This is a genomic window from Amycolatopsis sp. NPDC051716, assembly GCF_040681595.1.
Taxonomy (GTDB): domain Bacteria; phylum Actinomycetota; class Actinomycetes; order Mycobacteriales; family Pseudonocardiaceae; genus Amycolatopsis.
The window spans coordinates 1-13,424 of the sequence record NZ_JBFAZA010000042.1 but is presented as its reverse complement, the minus strand read 5'-3'; the positions used below and the strand labels follow the sequence as shown (position 1 = coordinate 13,424).

The window sequence follows — 13,424 nt, the reverse complement described above, 5'->3', positions numbered from 1 at the left end:
ACCCGGTGTTCGTTGCGCAATATGCGCGTTACACCCCCGAAACAGTGCGTGCCGATTGACGCGGACATTGGTAAGCTGTAACTTACCGTTCGTGGCGACTTACGGAAGCGACCAGCTGGCCGCCCTCGCCGACCCTTCGCGGCGCGCGATCTTCGAAGCGCTCCGGGACGGGCCGCGCGCGGTCGGCGAGCTGGCCGCGGACCTGCCGATCAGCCGCCCGGCCGTCTCCCAGCACCTCAAGGTGCTCAAGGAGGCCGGCCTGGTCACCGATCGGGCCGCCGGCACCAAGCGGCTCTACCGGCTCGAACCGGCCGGGATCGCCGCCCTGCGCGCCTACCTCGACGGGATGTGGTCGGACGCGCTGAAGGCCTTCGCCGAACTGGCCGGACAAACCGAAGAGGAGCAGTCGTGACCCTGGAACCGATCCGCAAGAGCGTCACCGTCGCGTGTTCGCGCGAGCACGCGTTCAAGACCTACACCGAAGCCTTCGACAGCTGGTGGCCCCGGCAGCACCACATCGGGGCGGGCGAGCTCGCCGAAGCCGTCCTCGAGCCGAAGGAAGGCGGCCGCTGGTACGAGCGGACCGCCGGCGGCGCCGAGTGCGAGTGGGGCGAGGTGCTGGTCTGGGAGCCACCCGCCCGGGTGGTCCTGTCCTGGCGGATCGACGGCGACTGGCGGATCGACCCGGACCCGGCCCACGCCAGCGAGATCGAGGTCAGGTTCGTCGAGGAGGGGCCGCGCAGCACCCGCGTCGAGCTGGAGCACCGGGGCTTCGAGCGGCACGGCGAAACCGGCGCGAAGGTCCGCGAAGGCGTCTCCGGCGAGGGCGGCCACGGTGCCCTGCTGAAGCTGTTCGCCGAGAAAGCCGCCGCCTGAACGGGTAGTTTCGGTGGATGGCCAAGAAGGACGACGGAAGCCGGGTCCGGAACGCGCTGCGCGTCGGTGACGAGCTGCCCGACCCGGGCTCGGCCCCGGTCGGGCCCGGCAAGAAGGCCAAGGCCCTCGCCGGGCTCGAGAGCGCGGGGGAGCGGTTGTCCGCCCTGCAGGAGGCGCTCTTCGCCGAGGGGACCGCCGGCAGCAGCCGCCGGGTGCTGCTCGTGCTGCAGGGCATGGACACCTCCGGCAAGGGCGGCACGGTGTCGCACGTGCTCGGCCTGGTGAACCCGATGGGCGTCCGGTACGCGGCGTTCAAGAAGCCCACCCCGGCCGAACTGCGGCACCACTACCTGTGGCGGATCCGCAAGCAGCTGCCCGCGCCCGGCCAGATCGGCGTCTTCGACCGTTCGCACTACGAGGACATCCTGGTCCCGCGCGTGTCCGGCCTGCTCACCGCGGCCGAACGGAAGCGCCGCTACACCGAGCTCAACGAGTTCGAGGCGGAACTGGCCGAGGCGGGCACCACCGTGGTCAAGGTGTTCCTGCACATCTCGCCGGAGGAGCAGCTCAAGCGGCTCAAGGCCCGGCTCGTCACGCCCGAGAAGCGCTGGAAGTACAACCCGGGTGACCTGGAGGCGCGGTCGCACTGGCCGGCCTACCAGGAGGCCTACGCCGACATCTTCGAGAAGACGTCGACCCCGCACGCGCCCTGGTACGCGGTGCCCGCCGACCACAAGTGGTACCGCAACTGGGCCGTCGCCGAACTGCTCATCGAGACGCTGGCCGACCTGAAGCCGCGGTTCCCCGAGCCGGACTACGACGTCGACGCCGAGCTGGCCAAGCTGAAGGGTGTTGGCGTCCGGTCGTGACCGTCTGGAAGAGTGCGGGCGTGACCGATGTCGACGACCTCCCGTTCCTCCGCAAGCAGGCCCGGACCCAGCGCTTCACCCTCGGCGCGCCGAAGGAGTTCCGGGTCGCCCCGGACGGCTCCCGCGTGCTGTTCCTGCGCGCGGAGTCGGGCACCGACCCCCGGCACAGCCTCTGGTCGGCCGACCTGGCGACCGGCGCCGAGACGAAGCTCGTCGACGCCGCCGAGCTGCTGCCCGGCGAAGAGGAGCTGCCCGCCGAAGAGCGCGCGCGGCGGGAACGGGCCCGGGAGACCGGCGGCGGGGTCGTGCACTACGGCGTCGACTCGGCCTTCACCGTCGCGGTGTTCTCGCTCTCGGGCAAGCTCTACACCCTGGACCTCGCTTCGGGCGAGGTGACGCTGCGCGTCGACGGTTCGGTCATCGACCCGCGGCCCAGCCCGGCCGGCACGCACGTCGCCTACGTCCAGAACCGGCGGCTGCACGTGCTGGAGCTGGCCACCGGTGACGACCGCGTGCTCGTCGAGGAAGAGGGCGAGGACATCGCCTGGGGCCTCGCCGAGTTCATCGCGGCCGAGGAGATGGACCGGACCCGCGGCTACTGGTGGGCCCCCGACGGCCGCAGCATCCTGGCCGAACGCTCCGACCGCGGCCCGGTCCCGCGCTGGACCATCGCCGACCCGGCCAACCCGCAGCACCCGGCCAACGTCGTCGCCTACCCGGCCGCGGGCACCACGAACGCCCTCGTTTCGCTGGCGGTGCTCGGCCTGGACGGTTCGCGCGTCGACGTTGCGCCGGGCGAGTGGGAGTACCTGGCCTCGGTGCACTGGTCGGCCGGCGGTGCGCCGCTGCTCGCCGTGCAGCCGCGTGACCAGAAGCGGATGGACGTCCTCGCGCTCGACGTCACCGACGGCTCGGCCTCGGTGGTGCACACGGCGACCGATCAGCACTGGATCGACATCGTCGGCGGCGTCCCGGCGTGGACGCCCGACGGGCGGCTGGTCGTCGAGGGCATGGTCGACGGCGACCACCGGCTGTTCGTCGGCGGCGAGGCCGTCACGCCGGCCGGGCTGCAGCTGCGGGCCGTGCTCGACGTCGGCGCCGAGATCCTGTTCAGCGCGTCCGAGGCCGACCCGACGCAGATCCACGTCTTCCGGACCGAGGGCTCGTCGGTGCGTCGCCTGTCCACTGTGGACGGCGTGCACGTCGGCGCCGGGTCCGCCGCGATCACCGTGCTGTCGTCGTGGAGCCTGGAGCACAGCGGCCCGCGCGTCTCGGTGCTGCGGGACGGCGCGCCGGTCGCGTCGATCGGATCGTCCACCGTGGACCCGGACATCGTGCCGAACCTGACCTGGCTGACGCTGGGGGAGCGCGGCCTGCGCGCGGCGCTGCTCCTGCCGCGCGGGTACGAGCCGAGCGAGGGCAGGCTGCCGGTGCTGCTCGACCCGTACGGCGGCCCGCACGCCCAACGCGTCCTGCAGAGCCGCAACGCCTTCCTGACGTCGCAGTGGCTGGCCGACCAGGGTTTCGCGGTGCTCGTCGCGGACGGCCGCGGCACGCCGGGCCGCGGCGCGGTGTGGGAGCGCGAGATCGCCGGGCGCCTCGCCGACGTCACCCTGCAGGACCAGGTGGACGCGCTGCAGGCGGCGGCCGCTCAGTTCCCCGAACTGGATGTGGAGCGAGTCGCGATCCGGGGCTGGTCCTACGGCGGCTACCTGTCGGCGCTGGCGGTGCTGCGGCGCCCGGACGTCTTCCACGCGGCGGTCGCGGGCGCGCCGGTCACCGACTGGTCGCTGTACGACACGCACTACACCGAGCGCTACCTCGGCAAGCCGCAGGACGAACCGGAAAGCTACGCGCACAACTCGCTGATCGAGAGCGCGGCGGAGCTGAGCCGGGCGCTGCTGATCGTGCACGGGCTGGCCGACGACAACGTGTTCGTCGCGCACTCGCTGCGGCTGTCGTCGGCGTTGCTGGCGAAGGGGCGTTCGCACGTCTTCCTGCCGCTGGCGGGCGCGACCCACATGACGCCGCAGGCCGAAGAGGTCGCGGAGAACCTGATGCGCACGCAGGTGGACTGGCTGCTGCGTGAACTGTCCGCCGTCGAGAAGGAGATTGCATGAGCCGCTGGGGCCTGACGATCCCGCTGACCGGAGTGCCGCTGACGGCGCACCGCGAACTGGTCGAGCAGCTGCCGGACCTGGGCTACACGGACGCGTGGACGGCCGAAACGGCGGGCACCGACGCGTTCACGCCGCTGGTGCTGGCCTCGCAGTGGGCACCCCAGCTGCGGCTGGGCACGGCGATCGTGCCGGTGTACACGCGCGGCCCGGGCCTGCTGGCGATGCAGGCGGCGACGGTGGCGGAACTGGCGCCCGGCCGGTTCGTCCTCGGCATCGGCGCGTCGTCCCCGGTGATCGTCTCCCAGTGGAACGCGGCTTCCTTCGACGAGCCGTTCGCGCGCTCCCGCGACACGCTGCGGTTCCTGCGTTCGGCGCTGGCGGGGGAGAAGGTCAGCGAGAAGTACGAGACGTTCACGGTGTCGAAGTTCCGGCTGGAGCGGCCCACGGACCCGCCGCCGTCGATCATGCTGGCGGCCCTGCGGCCGGGCATGCTGCGGCTGGCGGCGCGCGAAGCCGACGGCGCGATCACGAACTGGCTGGCGGCTTCGGACGTCCCGAAGGTGCGTTCGGTCGTCGGTCCGGACGTCGAGCTGGCGGCCCGGATCTTCGTCTGCCCGACCGAAGACGCCGAGGCGGCGCGGGGCCTGGGCCGGATGCTGATCTCGAGCTACCTGACGGTGCCGGTGTACGCGGCGTTCCACGAGTGGCTGGGCCGCGGCGAGGCGCTGGCCCCGATGCACGAGGCGTGGGCCGCCGGCGATCGGCAGAAGGCGAACCAGGTGATCCCGGACTCCGTCGTGGACGAGCTGGTGATCCACGGGAGCGTGGATTCGTGCCGGGAGCAGGTGCGGTCCTACGTGGACAACGGCCTGACGACGCCGATCATCGCGCTGCTGCCGACCGGGGAGGACCCGTTCGAGCAGGTGCGTGGCCTGGCGCCGCGCTGATATTTGCGTTGCCTTCCTCCGGGGCCGGGTGTTTCCTGGCCCCGGAGGAGGAACGCATGCGACGGAAGACGCCGCCGGAGAAGAAGCGGCTCAGCTACCTGAAGGACCGGCGCGACGACTACGGCGAGAACGCCAAGTCGACGCGCAAGAACCTGCCGCGCAGCAAGGCGTTCGCCCGCCGGAGCAACCGCGCGCGGGAGAGTCTCGCTCTGCGGGCGGCGACCGGGGTGCCCGACGAAACCCGGGCCGAGGCGGCCGAGCAGCGGCTGCTGCGGACCCGCCGCCGGGGGAAGCACAAGTGGGCCGACGTCACCTTGGCCGAGTACGTCGAGGGGAAGCTCGAGCGCCGCGCGGGCCGGGAAAACGGCCGGGCGGGGCGGCTCGACGAGGCGCTCGGCCGCGTGCAGCGGCGGATGCGGCGTCCGGACCGCTAACCGAAGGTGCCGGTCGCCAGCAGGAGGCCGAGGGCGCCCGAGGTCAGGCCCGCGAGGATGGTGACGACCACGTTCAGCACCGCGTACAGCCGCGTCTTCTCCAGGAACAGCCGGACCGTCTCGTAGCCGAACGTCGAGAACGTCGTCAGGCCGCCGCAGAAGCCCACCGCCACCAGGGCGCGCACCGACGACGGCTCCGCGCCGTGCAGGAGCCAGCCGCTCAGGAACCCCAGGATGAACGAGCCCGCGACGTTCACCGTCAGCGTCCCGAAGGGGAACGGCGAGTCGCGCCACTGCTGGACCTTCCGGTCGGTCAGGTAGCGCAGGACCGAGCCCGCCGCGCCGCCCAGGGCCACCAGGACCGGCGTCACTCCGCCCGCCCCCCGTGGCGCACCACCTCGACCTGGTCGAGCGTCACCAGCCCTTCGCCGATCAGCTCGTCGAGCTGCGGCAGGAACGCCCGCAGCTTCGCCTCTTCGTCGATGATCACGATGACCACCGGCAGGTCCTCCGACAGCGACAGGATCCGCGTGGTGTGGATCAGCGACGAAGCGCCGTAGCCCTCGACGCCGCGAAGGACCGAAGCGCCCGCGAGACCCGCGTCCCGGGCCCGGCGGACGATCTCGTGGTAGAGCGGCTTGTGGTGCCAGTGGTCGTCTTCGCCGAGGTAGATCGTGAGGCGGGTGTGCAGTCCGTCCATCAGCGTCCCTTCCGCACCGCGCGCGTCGCGGCCAGGCCGACCGCGACCGCCGTCAGGCACAGCACCACCGACGCGGCCAGGTACGCCAAGGATCCCACGAGCCGCCCGGTCGTCGCCGCGTCGAGGGTGTCGGTCACGAACGTGGAGAACGTCGTGAAGCCGCCGAGGATGCCGACGCCGAGGAACGGCCGGAGCAGGTGGTGGGGGCGCGCGGTGGTCGTCAGGACCGCCATCAGGACGCCGATGAGCAGGCAGCCGAGCACGTTGGTGAGCAGCGTGGCGACGGCGAACTCGCCGCGCGCGTGCGGGATCGCCACCGACAGGCCGTAGCGGGCGAGACTGCCGAGCGCGCCGCCCGCGGCGATGGCCAGCAGGACATCCCAGCGCGGCACGCTGATCACCTCCTCGCGGTGAACCTACTCCCGATGGCCGACGCGTCACCGCCACCCGGTCGAGCATGCTGAACGGGGATGACAGGCAGCCGTCGATCGCCGTACTGTTGCGCAGCGTAGGCAAGGCAACCCTAAGGAAGGCGGGCACATGCGGGCAGACGGGCTGGCCGGTGGCGAAGGTGGCGCGGACCGGCTCGGCGAGCTGATCCCGCTGGCCCTGCGCGGAATGGCGGCGGGCGTGGCCGAGCGCGGCGGCCCGGTCCCGGCGGGCGGCCCGGCCGCGGTGGCGGCGGCGCTGGTGGCGGAGCGTGGCGAGCCGGGGCCCGTGGTGGCCGATGCGGTTGAGTCGGCGGGCGGGGATTTCGGGGGCGCGGGGCTGCACCGGGCGGCACCTGCGGCCGCCGCCGACGTTGGCGAGTCGGGCCGCGCGGATTTCGGGTCCGCGGGGCTACACCGAGCCGCACCCGCTGCCGAGCGCGGGGAGCCGGGGCGCGCGGATTTGGGGCCCGCGGGGTCGCACCGGGCCACACCTGCCTTGTCCGCCGGGAGCGGTGACCTGCCCCGCCGCGGAGTCGGCGCCGAAGCCGCGCTCGAACAACTCAGCCGCCTGCTCGCCGCCGGCTCCGCTGATCCCGCCGATCCCGCCTGTGCCGCCCACCTGCACTGCCCGCCCCTCGCCGTGGCCGTTGCCGCCGATGTCGTCGCCGGCGCGCTCAACCCCTCCATGGACTCGTGGGACCAAGCGCCCGTCGCCGGCGAACTCGAACGGGAATTCACCACCGGCATCGCGCGGCTCTGCTACCCCGGCGCTGACCGGCCCGACGCGGTCGTGACCACCGGCGGGACCGAATCCAACCTCCTCGGGCTGCTCCTCGCCCGCGAAAACGGTGTCGTCCAGCCCGTCTGCGGGGCCAACGCCCACCACAGCGTCGCCCGCGCCGCCTGGCTGCTCGGCCTGCCCGCCCCGATCGTCGTCCCCTGTGAAGGCGACCGGCTGCTCCCCGATGCGCTCGACAAGATCCTCATCCCCGGCTGCGTCGTCGTCGCGACCGCCGGGACCACCAACACCGGCACCCTCGACCCGCTGCCCGAAATCGCCGCGATCTGCCGCCGGCACGAGGCCCGGCTGCACGTCGACGCGGCCTACGGCGGCATGGCCCTGTGCAGCGAAACGCTCAGGACCAAACTCGACGGGCTCGACCTCGCCGACTCCGTCGCGCTCGACCTGCACAAGTTCGGCTGGCAACCGGTCGCCGCCGGGCTCTTCGCCGCGCGCGAAGCCGCCGATCTCGGGGCGCTCACCGTCCGCGCCGAGTACCTCAACGCCGACGACGACACCGAAGCCGGCCTGCCGGACCTGCTCGGCCGGTCCATCCGGACGTCGCGGCGGCCGGACGCCTTCCGGATGGCCGTCACCGTGCACGCGCTCGGCACCGACGGCCTCGGCGCGCTCGTCGAACGCTGCTGCGCCACCGCCACCGAGCTCGCCCGGCGCGTCGAGGACCACCCGGGCCTGCGGCTGTGGGGCCCGCCCGAACTGTCCACCGTGGTCCTGCGGCCGGTCGTCGCCGACGAGGCGGGCGGCGACGAGCTCGTCGCGCGCGTCCGCCGCGCGCTCCTCGAAGCGGGCACCGCCGTCATCGGCCGGGCCGCGCTGCCGACCGGGCCGGGCGGGGCGAGCCAGCTGTGGCTCAAGCTGACGCTGCTGCACCCGCACACCACCGCCGCCGACTACCTCCCGCTGCTCGACCGGATCGCCGCCACGGCCGGCGCCGAGCTCGTGGCCGGCCGGGAAAGCCCGGTCGCTTCGTGAGGCGCCACCACCTCGCCGGCGTCGGGATCGGGCCGTTCAACCTCTCGCTCGCGGCGCTGGCCGCCGGCGTCGACGGCCTCGACGCCGTCTTCTTCGACGCCCGCCCGGAGTTCCGCTGGCACCCCGGCCTGCTCGTCGACGGCGCGACGCTGCAGGTGCCGTTCCTGGCCGACCTGGTGACGCTGGTCGATCCGACGAACCCGTTCTCCTTCCTCAACTACCTGCGCGACCGCGGCCGCCTGCTGCCGTTCTACTTCGCCGAGCGGTTCCACCCGCTTCGCGTGGAATACGACGACTACGGCCGCTGGGCCGCCGCGCGGCTGCCGTCGTGCCACTTCGGCCACGAAGTGACCGGCATCCGCTGGTCCGGTGACGCCTTCGAACTCACGATCGCCGGGACCGAACCGGTGCTCGCGGACCACGTCGTGCTCGGTGTCGGCTCGGTGCCGTCGGTGCCGGCGCCCCTGCGGGACGTCGTCGCCGATCCCGGCGTCCTGGCGCTGCACTCGGCCGACTACCTGCCGCACCGGGACGAACTCCTCGCGGCGGACAGCGTCACGGTCGTCGGTTCCGGGCAGTCCGGCGCCGAAGTGGTGCTCGACCTGCTCCGGTCGAGATCCACTGTGGACGGACTGCGCTGGCTGGCCCGGACGCCCGCGTTCGCGCCGATGGAGTATTCGAAGCTCGGGCTCGAGCAGTTCACGCCGGACTACACCGCGTACTTCCGCCGCCTGCCCGAAGCGGTCCGCGACCGGCTGCTGCCCACGCAGTGGCAGCTCTACAAGGGCATCGACGCCGAAACGATCGGCGCGATCCACGACGAGCTGTACCGCCGCAGCGTCACCGGGCCGCCGGGAACCTTGCTGACCCCCGGCGTCGAAGTCGTGTCCGCGTCCACAGTGGACGGCGCGATCGAACTCGGCGTCCGGCACGCGGAGCAGGACCGCGGGGCCACCCTGCGCACCGCCGCCGTCGTCGCGGCCACCGGGTACGCGGAGGCACCCACCGGGCCACTGCTGGCCGGGCTCGGCGACGCCGTCCGCCGCGACCGGCGGGGCCGCCTGGAAGTCGGCGCGGACTATCGCGTCGCGCTCGACGTGCCCGGGGCGCTGTTCGTGCAGAACGCCGAACGGCACACGCACGGGCCCGGCGCCCCCGACCTCGGTCTCGGCGCGTGGCGGGCGGCCGTGATCCTCAACGCCGTGTGCGGCAAGACCGTGCACGAGCTGCCCGACCGCACCGCGTTCACCACGTTCGGCCTGGAGGACAAGTGACCCTGGATGAGGCGGCCGCCTGGCGTGCGGCCGGCGCGCTGATCACGCACAAGATGCTCGGCGAACTGTCCTACGAGCACATGCTGGAGCCGGTCGCCGACGGCGGGGAGTACCGGCTGGAGCTGCCCGGCGCCGGCTACACGTTCCGGGCCCGGCGCGGCGCGTTCGACGCCTGGACGGTCGAACCCGGCAGCGCGCACCGGAACGGCCAGCCGGTCACCGACCCGCGCACGCTCGTCGTGGACGCGCGTGAAGTCCTGGGCCTGAGCGGGCTGCGGCTGGCCGACGTGCTCGCCGAGCTGACCTCGACGGTCGCCAACGAGGCCGCCCGCCTCCGGCGCGCCCCGACCGCGGCCGAACTGTCCACGATGGACTACGACGTCGCGGACGGGCACCTCACCGGCCACCCGCGGCTCGTGCTCAACAAGGGCCGAGTTGGGTTCTCCGCCCGCGACCGGGCCCGGTACGCGCCCGAGGCGGGCGCGGACGTCCGGCTGCGCTGGTTCGCCGTCCACCCGGACCACGCCGAGTTCCGCTGCGTCGACGAGCTGAGCCGGGACGCCCTGCTGGCCGCCGAACTCGGCGAACTGCGCGAAGAGTTCGCCGCGAAGGCACCCGAGGACTACGTCTGGGTGCCCGTGCACCCGTGGCAGGCCGACGAAATCCTCGGCACGCTCTACGCCGCCGAACTCGCCACCGGCGTGGTGATCGACCTCGGGGAAAGCGCCGATGCCTACCGCCCGCACCAGACGGTCCGGACCCTGGCCAACGTGAGCACCCCCGGCCGCCACGACGTCAAGACCGCCGTGTCCGTGCGGAACACGCTGGTCTACCGCGGGCTCAACTCCGCGGCCACGCTCGCCGGGCCGTCGGTGACGACGTGGCTGCGCCGGATCGGCGCGGCCGACCCGCTGCTGACGGAGAAGTACCGGTTCGGGCTGCTCGGCGAGGTGGCGAGCGTGTCGGTGCAGCACCCGCTGTTCGGGCACCTCGAGGAACTGCCGTACCGGTTCCACGAAACCCTGGGCGCGCTGTGGCGCGAGCCCATCCGGCTCGCGGCGGGGGAGCGCGCGATTTCGTTCGCCGCCTTGCCGTACCGCGGCCCCGACGGCGTGTCGATGCTGGCGCACCTGATCGGCGGCGGAGACGCCACGGGCTGGCTGACGCGGCTGTTCGATCTGCTGCTCACGCCGTTGCTGCAGTGGCTGCTGCGCCACGGCGTCGGGTTCTGCCCGCACGGCCAGAACCTCGTCCTGGTCGTCGACGCGGCCGGGGTCCCGCAGCGGGTGCTGATCAAGGACTTCGCGCAAGGTGTCGACCTGCTCGACGAGCAGCTGGAAAGCTACGAGTCGCTGCCGCCCGAGGCGGCGGCGGACATGCTGCGCTGGCCCGCGCACCTGCTGGCCCAGTCGCTGTTCAGCTCGGTGTTCTCCGGCCAGTTCCGGTTCTGGGCCGAGCTCCTGTTCGACGAGCTGGGCCTGCCGCGGGCGGCGTTCTGGGCGCCGGTCCGGGAGATCGCCGGCCGCTACCGGGACGAGAACCCGGACGTGGCCGCGCGGTTCGACGCGTGCCGCCTGTTCGCCCCGGACGTCGAGCGCGTGACGCTCAACCGGGAGCACTTCGCCGGGCAGGGCTTCGACAAGGTGGAGCGCGACGACGAATTCGACGTCCGCTGGGGCCGGGTGCCGAACCCGCTGCACGCCCCGGATCCGGGTGGCGCCTGGTGACGGCGTTCGCGCGGCCGGCCGGCCCGCGGTCACTGGCCGCCCGGCGCGCGGCGGCCACGGTGGGCGAGGCGGTGCTGCGCGGCGTGCTCGCCGAGGACGGCGCCCGGCTGCTCCTGCTGGTGCCCGATCCGCACGCCCGGTTCGCCGCGGTGGAGCTCGGCGCGCCGTTCGCGCCCGAGGTCCTCGAAGACGGCTACGGCATCTGCAGCTACGTGTTCGCGTGGACGCCGTCGCGCGATCCGCTGCCGGCGTCCGGCGTGCTGGGCGGGTACCTCGAGGGCTTCGGCGACGTGCGGGTGCGGCCGGACGCGGCTTCGGCGATCCCGCTGGGTGACCGGACGTGGGCGGTCGTGGGTGACGCCGAGTGGCCGTCCGGGGCCGCCGCGGAGCTGGCGCCGCGCGAGGTGCTGCGCGGGCAGCTCGCGGCGCTGGAGGGGCTGGGGCTGGTGCCCTCGGTGGGGATCGAGCACGAGGTGGTGTTCCGCGACTCTCTTGGCGCGCCGCTCACGGCGCACGGTGTCGACTACGCCCTCGGCGGGACCGAACGGCTGGCGCCGCTGCTGCGCGACCTGCGGACGGACCTGGCCGACGCCGGGCTCGGCGTCGAGTCCGCGCGGGCCGAGTGCCACCCGGGGCAGTACGAGATCGTGCTGCGCCACCGCGACGCACTGGCCGCCTGCGACGACGTCCTGCTGCAGCAGCTGATCGTGCGCCGGGCGGCCGCGCGGCACGGCGTCACCGCGGACTACCTGGCGGCGCCGGAGCCGGGGCAGGGGAATTCCGGGCACGTGCACCTGTCACTGTCCGCTGTGGACGGCTCGGAGCCGGATCTGCTGGGCGGGTTCCTGGCCGGGGTGCTCCGCGACGCTCGCGCGTTGACGGCGGTGTGGGCGCCGACGTGGAACTCCTACGTCCGGCTGCGAACGGCGCCGTTTTCTCCGCGTGAGGTGCGCTGGGGGCACGATGACCGGACGGCGTCGGTGCGCGTGGCCGGGGCGTCGGCGAACCGCCGCCTGGAGTTCCGCTTCGCCGGTGCGGACGCCCAGCCGCACCTGGTGGTCGCGGCGTTGCTGGCGGCCGGACGGTTCGGGCTGGAGGAAGGGCTGACGCCGCCGGAGCCGGGGGTGCTCGCCGGGACGTTGGCGGGTTCGCCGTGGGAAGCGTTGTCGCTGCTGGAGCGGGTGGGGGAGCTGCTGGGGGCGGATGTCGCGGCGCAGCTTTCCGCTTTGCTGACCGAGGAGATCGACTCCGGGCTGGGGGCGGTGACCGATTGGCAGCGGCGGCGGGGTGCACTGCGTTCGTGATTCGCCCACCGCGGTGGGCGTAACGACGGTGTTCTCGAGGGCGACTCCTGCGGGCGTACCGCGCTGACGGACCGCTGGGAGCTCACGGTGCCCAAAGAAGGCTTGTTCACCAGGATCGGGGCCATCGCCGCAGTTGCCGCCCTGGTGCCGGCCTACTTGGCCGTCGCGGGCGACAAGGACTGGTGGCCCTTTCCGCCGCCCGTTGCGGGTGTGGCGCAGCCGGCCTCCTCCGGTACCGCACCTGGCGGACCGGCTCGGTCCGCCCCGGCGCCGGAGGACGCCGAGACCGAGCTGGCCGGCTTCGTCGTCGGGTACTACCGCTCGATGCCGGACACCACGGCGGGGTGGCCGCTGATCGGGCCGAACCTGCGGGGGCGCGGGCGGGCGAGTTATGACCGGTTCTGGGGCCGGTACCGCGGTGCGGAGGTGCTGGCCCAGCCTTCGGTGCGGGACAACCAGGTCAGTGTGCGGATCGCGTTGTACCCCCGGGATGGGGGTGTGGCGGTGGTTGAACGGCATGTGCTCACGGTGATCCACTATGACGGCGGTCTTCGCATCGATGCCGATGAATACCTTGGGCGGGGGTGATGGTGCCCCGAAGCCCCTTTGTTTCCGGTGCCTTGGCGGGGTTCCTGGTTCCGCCACCCCGAAGCCGTCATTGTGACTACGGCCGGCGGCATCGTGTCAAGGCACGCTTATTTGAGTACCAGAAGTGATAACTTTATCTGCATGTTGTCCATTTTGGATAAGATGCAAGTTGACATCGATATTGGCATAAGTGATAGCAGCGATTGCTGGTTCGACAATTGAAGGACCGTGAATACCAACAAACCAGAAGAAGGCATAAGCACCAAAGATAAGTGTAATTCCAAGGTAACCATCTGCAGCTGAGAAAAGAGGAGCAATAAGGGTACCGATTGATTCTGCAACAGTTACACCAAGAGTTCCCTTAACAAGGAGTTCAAGTC

The 13,424-nt window shown here is 72.5% G+C and carries 14 protein-coding genes and 1 pseudogene; 11 read left to right on the top strand and 4 right to left on the bottom strand.

All coding sequences use genetic code 11. From position 1 onward, the window contains the following. Nucleotides 1-91 precede the first annotated feature (91 nt). From AB0M30_RS39880 to AB0M30_RS39855, 6 genes are read left to right on the top strand one after another with little or no spacing between them, the layout of a single operon-like run. A complete protein-coding gene (locus tag AB0M30_RS39880; protein ID WP_364595455.1) occupies nucleotides 92-412 on the top strand; it encodes a metalloregulator ArsR/SmtB family transcription factor in 321 nt (106 codons plus the stop codon). After that, nucleotides 409-876 (top strand): SRPBCC family protein, encoded by a 468-nt coding sequence (locus AB0M30_RS39875; RefSeq protein ID WP_364595451.1) that lies wholly within the window; start codon nucleotides 409-411, stop codon nucleotides 874-876. Before AB0M30_RS39880 ends, AB0M30_RS39875 begins: the two co-directional genes overlap by 4 nt. Before the next feature lie 17 nt (nucleotides 877-893). Continuing rightward, nucleotides 894-1,745 (top strand): PPK2 family polyphosphate kinase, encoded by an 852-nt coding sequence (locus tag AB0M30_RS39870; protein ID WP_364595448.1) that lies wholly within the window; start codon nucleotides 894-896, stop codon nucleotides 1,743-1,745. A gap of 20 nt (nucleotides 1,746-1,765) precedes the next feature. Next, complete coding sequence (locus tag AB0M30_RS39865) at nucleotides 1,766-3,865, top strand: prolyl oligopeptidase family serine peptidase (RefSeq protein WP_364595597.1); 2,100 nt, start codon at nucleotides 1,766-1,768, stop codon at nucleotides 3,863-3,865. After that, a complete protein-coding gene (locus tag AB0M30_RS39860) occupies nucleotides 3,862-4,812 on the top strand; it encodes an LLM class F420-dependent oxidoreductase (RefSeq protein ID WP_364595445.1) in 951 nt (316 codons plus the stop codon). The genes AB0M30_RS39865 and AB0M30_RS39860 overlap by 4 nt, the downstream gene beginning before the upstream one ends. 56 nt (nucleotides 4,813-4,868) lie before the next feature. Continuing rightward, on the top strand, nucleotides 4,869-5,246 hold the full coding sequence (locus tag AB0M30_RS39855) for a hypothetical protein (protein WP_364595442.1): 378 nt from the start codon (nucleotides 4,869-4,871) through the stop codon (nucleotides 5,244-5,246). Here AB0M30_RS39855 and crcB read toward each other — a convergent pair. From crcB to AB0M30_RS39840, 3 genes are read right to left on the bottom strand one after another with little or no spacing between them, the layout of a single operon-like run. Further along, entirely contained in the window at nucleotides 5,243-5,617 is a 375-nt protein-coding gene (crcB, locus tag AB0M30_RS39850; protein ID WP_364595439.1) for a fluoride efflux transporter CrcB, read from the bottom strand. The genes AB0M30_RS39855 and crcB overlap by 4 nt on opposite strands. Then, nucleotides 5,614-5,946, bottom strand: a complete 333-nt coding sequence (locus tag AB0M30_RS39845) for a DUF190 domain-containing protein (protein WP_364595436.1) — start codon at nucleotides 5,944-5,946, stop codon at nucleotides 5,614-5,616. Before AB0M30_RS39845 ends, crcB begins: the two co-directional genes overlap by 4 nt. Beyond that, nucleotides 5,946-6,347: a CrcB family protein gene (locus tag AB0M30_RS39840; RefSeq protein ID WP_364595433.1), complete on the bottom strand. Its 402-nt coding sequence runs from the start codon at nucleotides 6,345-6,347 to the stop codon at nucleotides 5,946-5,948. The genes AB0M30_RS39845 and AB0M30_RS39840 overlap by 1 nt, the downstream gene beginning before the upstream one ends. A 139-nt stretch (nucleotides 6,348-6,486) precedes the next feature. On the opposite strand from AB0M30_RS39840, the gene AB0M30_RS39835 reads away from it, so the two are divergent. The 5 genes from AB0M30_RS39835 to AB0M30_RS39815 all read left to right on the top strand — a co-directional run bounded on the left by AB0M30_RS39835 (nucleotide 6,487) and on the right by AB0M30_RS39815 (nucleotide 13,044). After that, entirely contained in the window at nucleotides 6,487-8,151 is a 1,665-nt protein-coding gene (locus AB0M30_RS39835) for an aminotransferase class I/II-fold pyridoxal phosphate-dependent enzyme (RefSeq protein WP_364595431.1), read from the top strand. Further along, nucleotides 8,148-9,425 carry a SidA/IucD/PvdA family monooxygenase gene (locus tag AB0M30_RS39830; protein ID WP_364595428.1) on the top strand — a complete coding sequence of 426 codons (1,278 nt, stop codon included), beginning with the start codon at nucleotides 8,148-8,150 and terminating at the stop codon, nucleotides 9,423-9,425. The genes AB0M30_RS39835 and AB0M30_RS39830 overlap by 4 nt, the downstream gene beginning before the upstream one ends. Next, complete coding sequence (locus AB0M30_RS39825) at nucleotides 9,422-11,152, top strand: IucA/IucC family protein (protein ID WP_364595426.1); 1,731 nt, start codon at nucleotides 9,422-9,424, stop codon at nucleotides 11,150-11,152. Before AB0M30_RS39830 ends, AB0M30_RS39825 begins: the two co-directional genes overlap by 4 nt. Further along, complete coding sequence (locus AB0M30_RS39820; RefSeq protein ID WP_364595423.1) at nucleotides 11,149-12,456, top strand: glutamine synthetase; 1,308 nt, start codon at nucleotides 11,149-11,151, stop codon at nucleotides 12,454-12,456. Before AB0M30_RS39825 ends, AB0M30_RS39820 begins: the two co-directional genes overlap by 4 nt. Nucleotides 12,457-12,543: 87 nt before the next feature. Next, the gene (locus AB0M30_RS39815; protein ID WP_364595421.1) at nucleotides 12,544-13,044 is read left to right on the top strand and encodes a hypothetical protein; all 501 of its coding nucleotides are present in this window, start codon (nucleotides 12,544-12,546) and stop codon (nucleotides 13,042-13,044) included. A gap of 108 nt (nucleotides 13,045-13,152) precedes the next feature. Here the strand turns inward: AB0M30_RS39815 and AB0M30_RS39810 are convergent. Then, nucleotides 13,153-13,424: pseudogene (locus AB0M30_RS39810) on the bottom strand (PTS transporter subunit EIIC); the annotation flags it as partial.

Bases quoted from the DNA above. Each gene is read 5' to 3' on its own strand.
- AB0M30_RS39870 (WP_364595448.1), top strand. From the start codon at position 894: ATGGCCAAGAAGGACGACGGAAGCCGGGTCCGGAACGCGCTGCGCGTC.
- AB0M30_RS39860 (WP_364595445.1), top strand. From the start codon at position 3,862: ATGAGCCGCTGGGGCCTGACGATCCCGCTGACCGGAGTGCCGCTGACG.
- AB0M30_RS39855 (WP_364595442.1), top strand. From the start codon at position 4,869: ATGCGACGGAAGACGCCGCCGGAGAAGAAGCGGCTCAGCTACCTGAAG.
- AB0M30_RS39845 (WP_364595436.1), bottom strand. From the start codon at position 5,946: ATGGACGGACTGCACACCCGCCTCACGATCTACCTCGGCGAAGACGAC.
- AB0M30_RS39835 (WP_364595431.1), top strand. From the start codon at position 6,487: ATGCGGGCAGACGGGCTGGCCGGTGGCGAAGGTGGCGCGGACCGGCTC.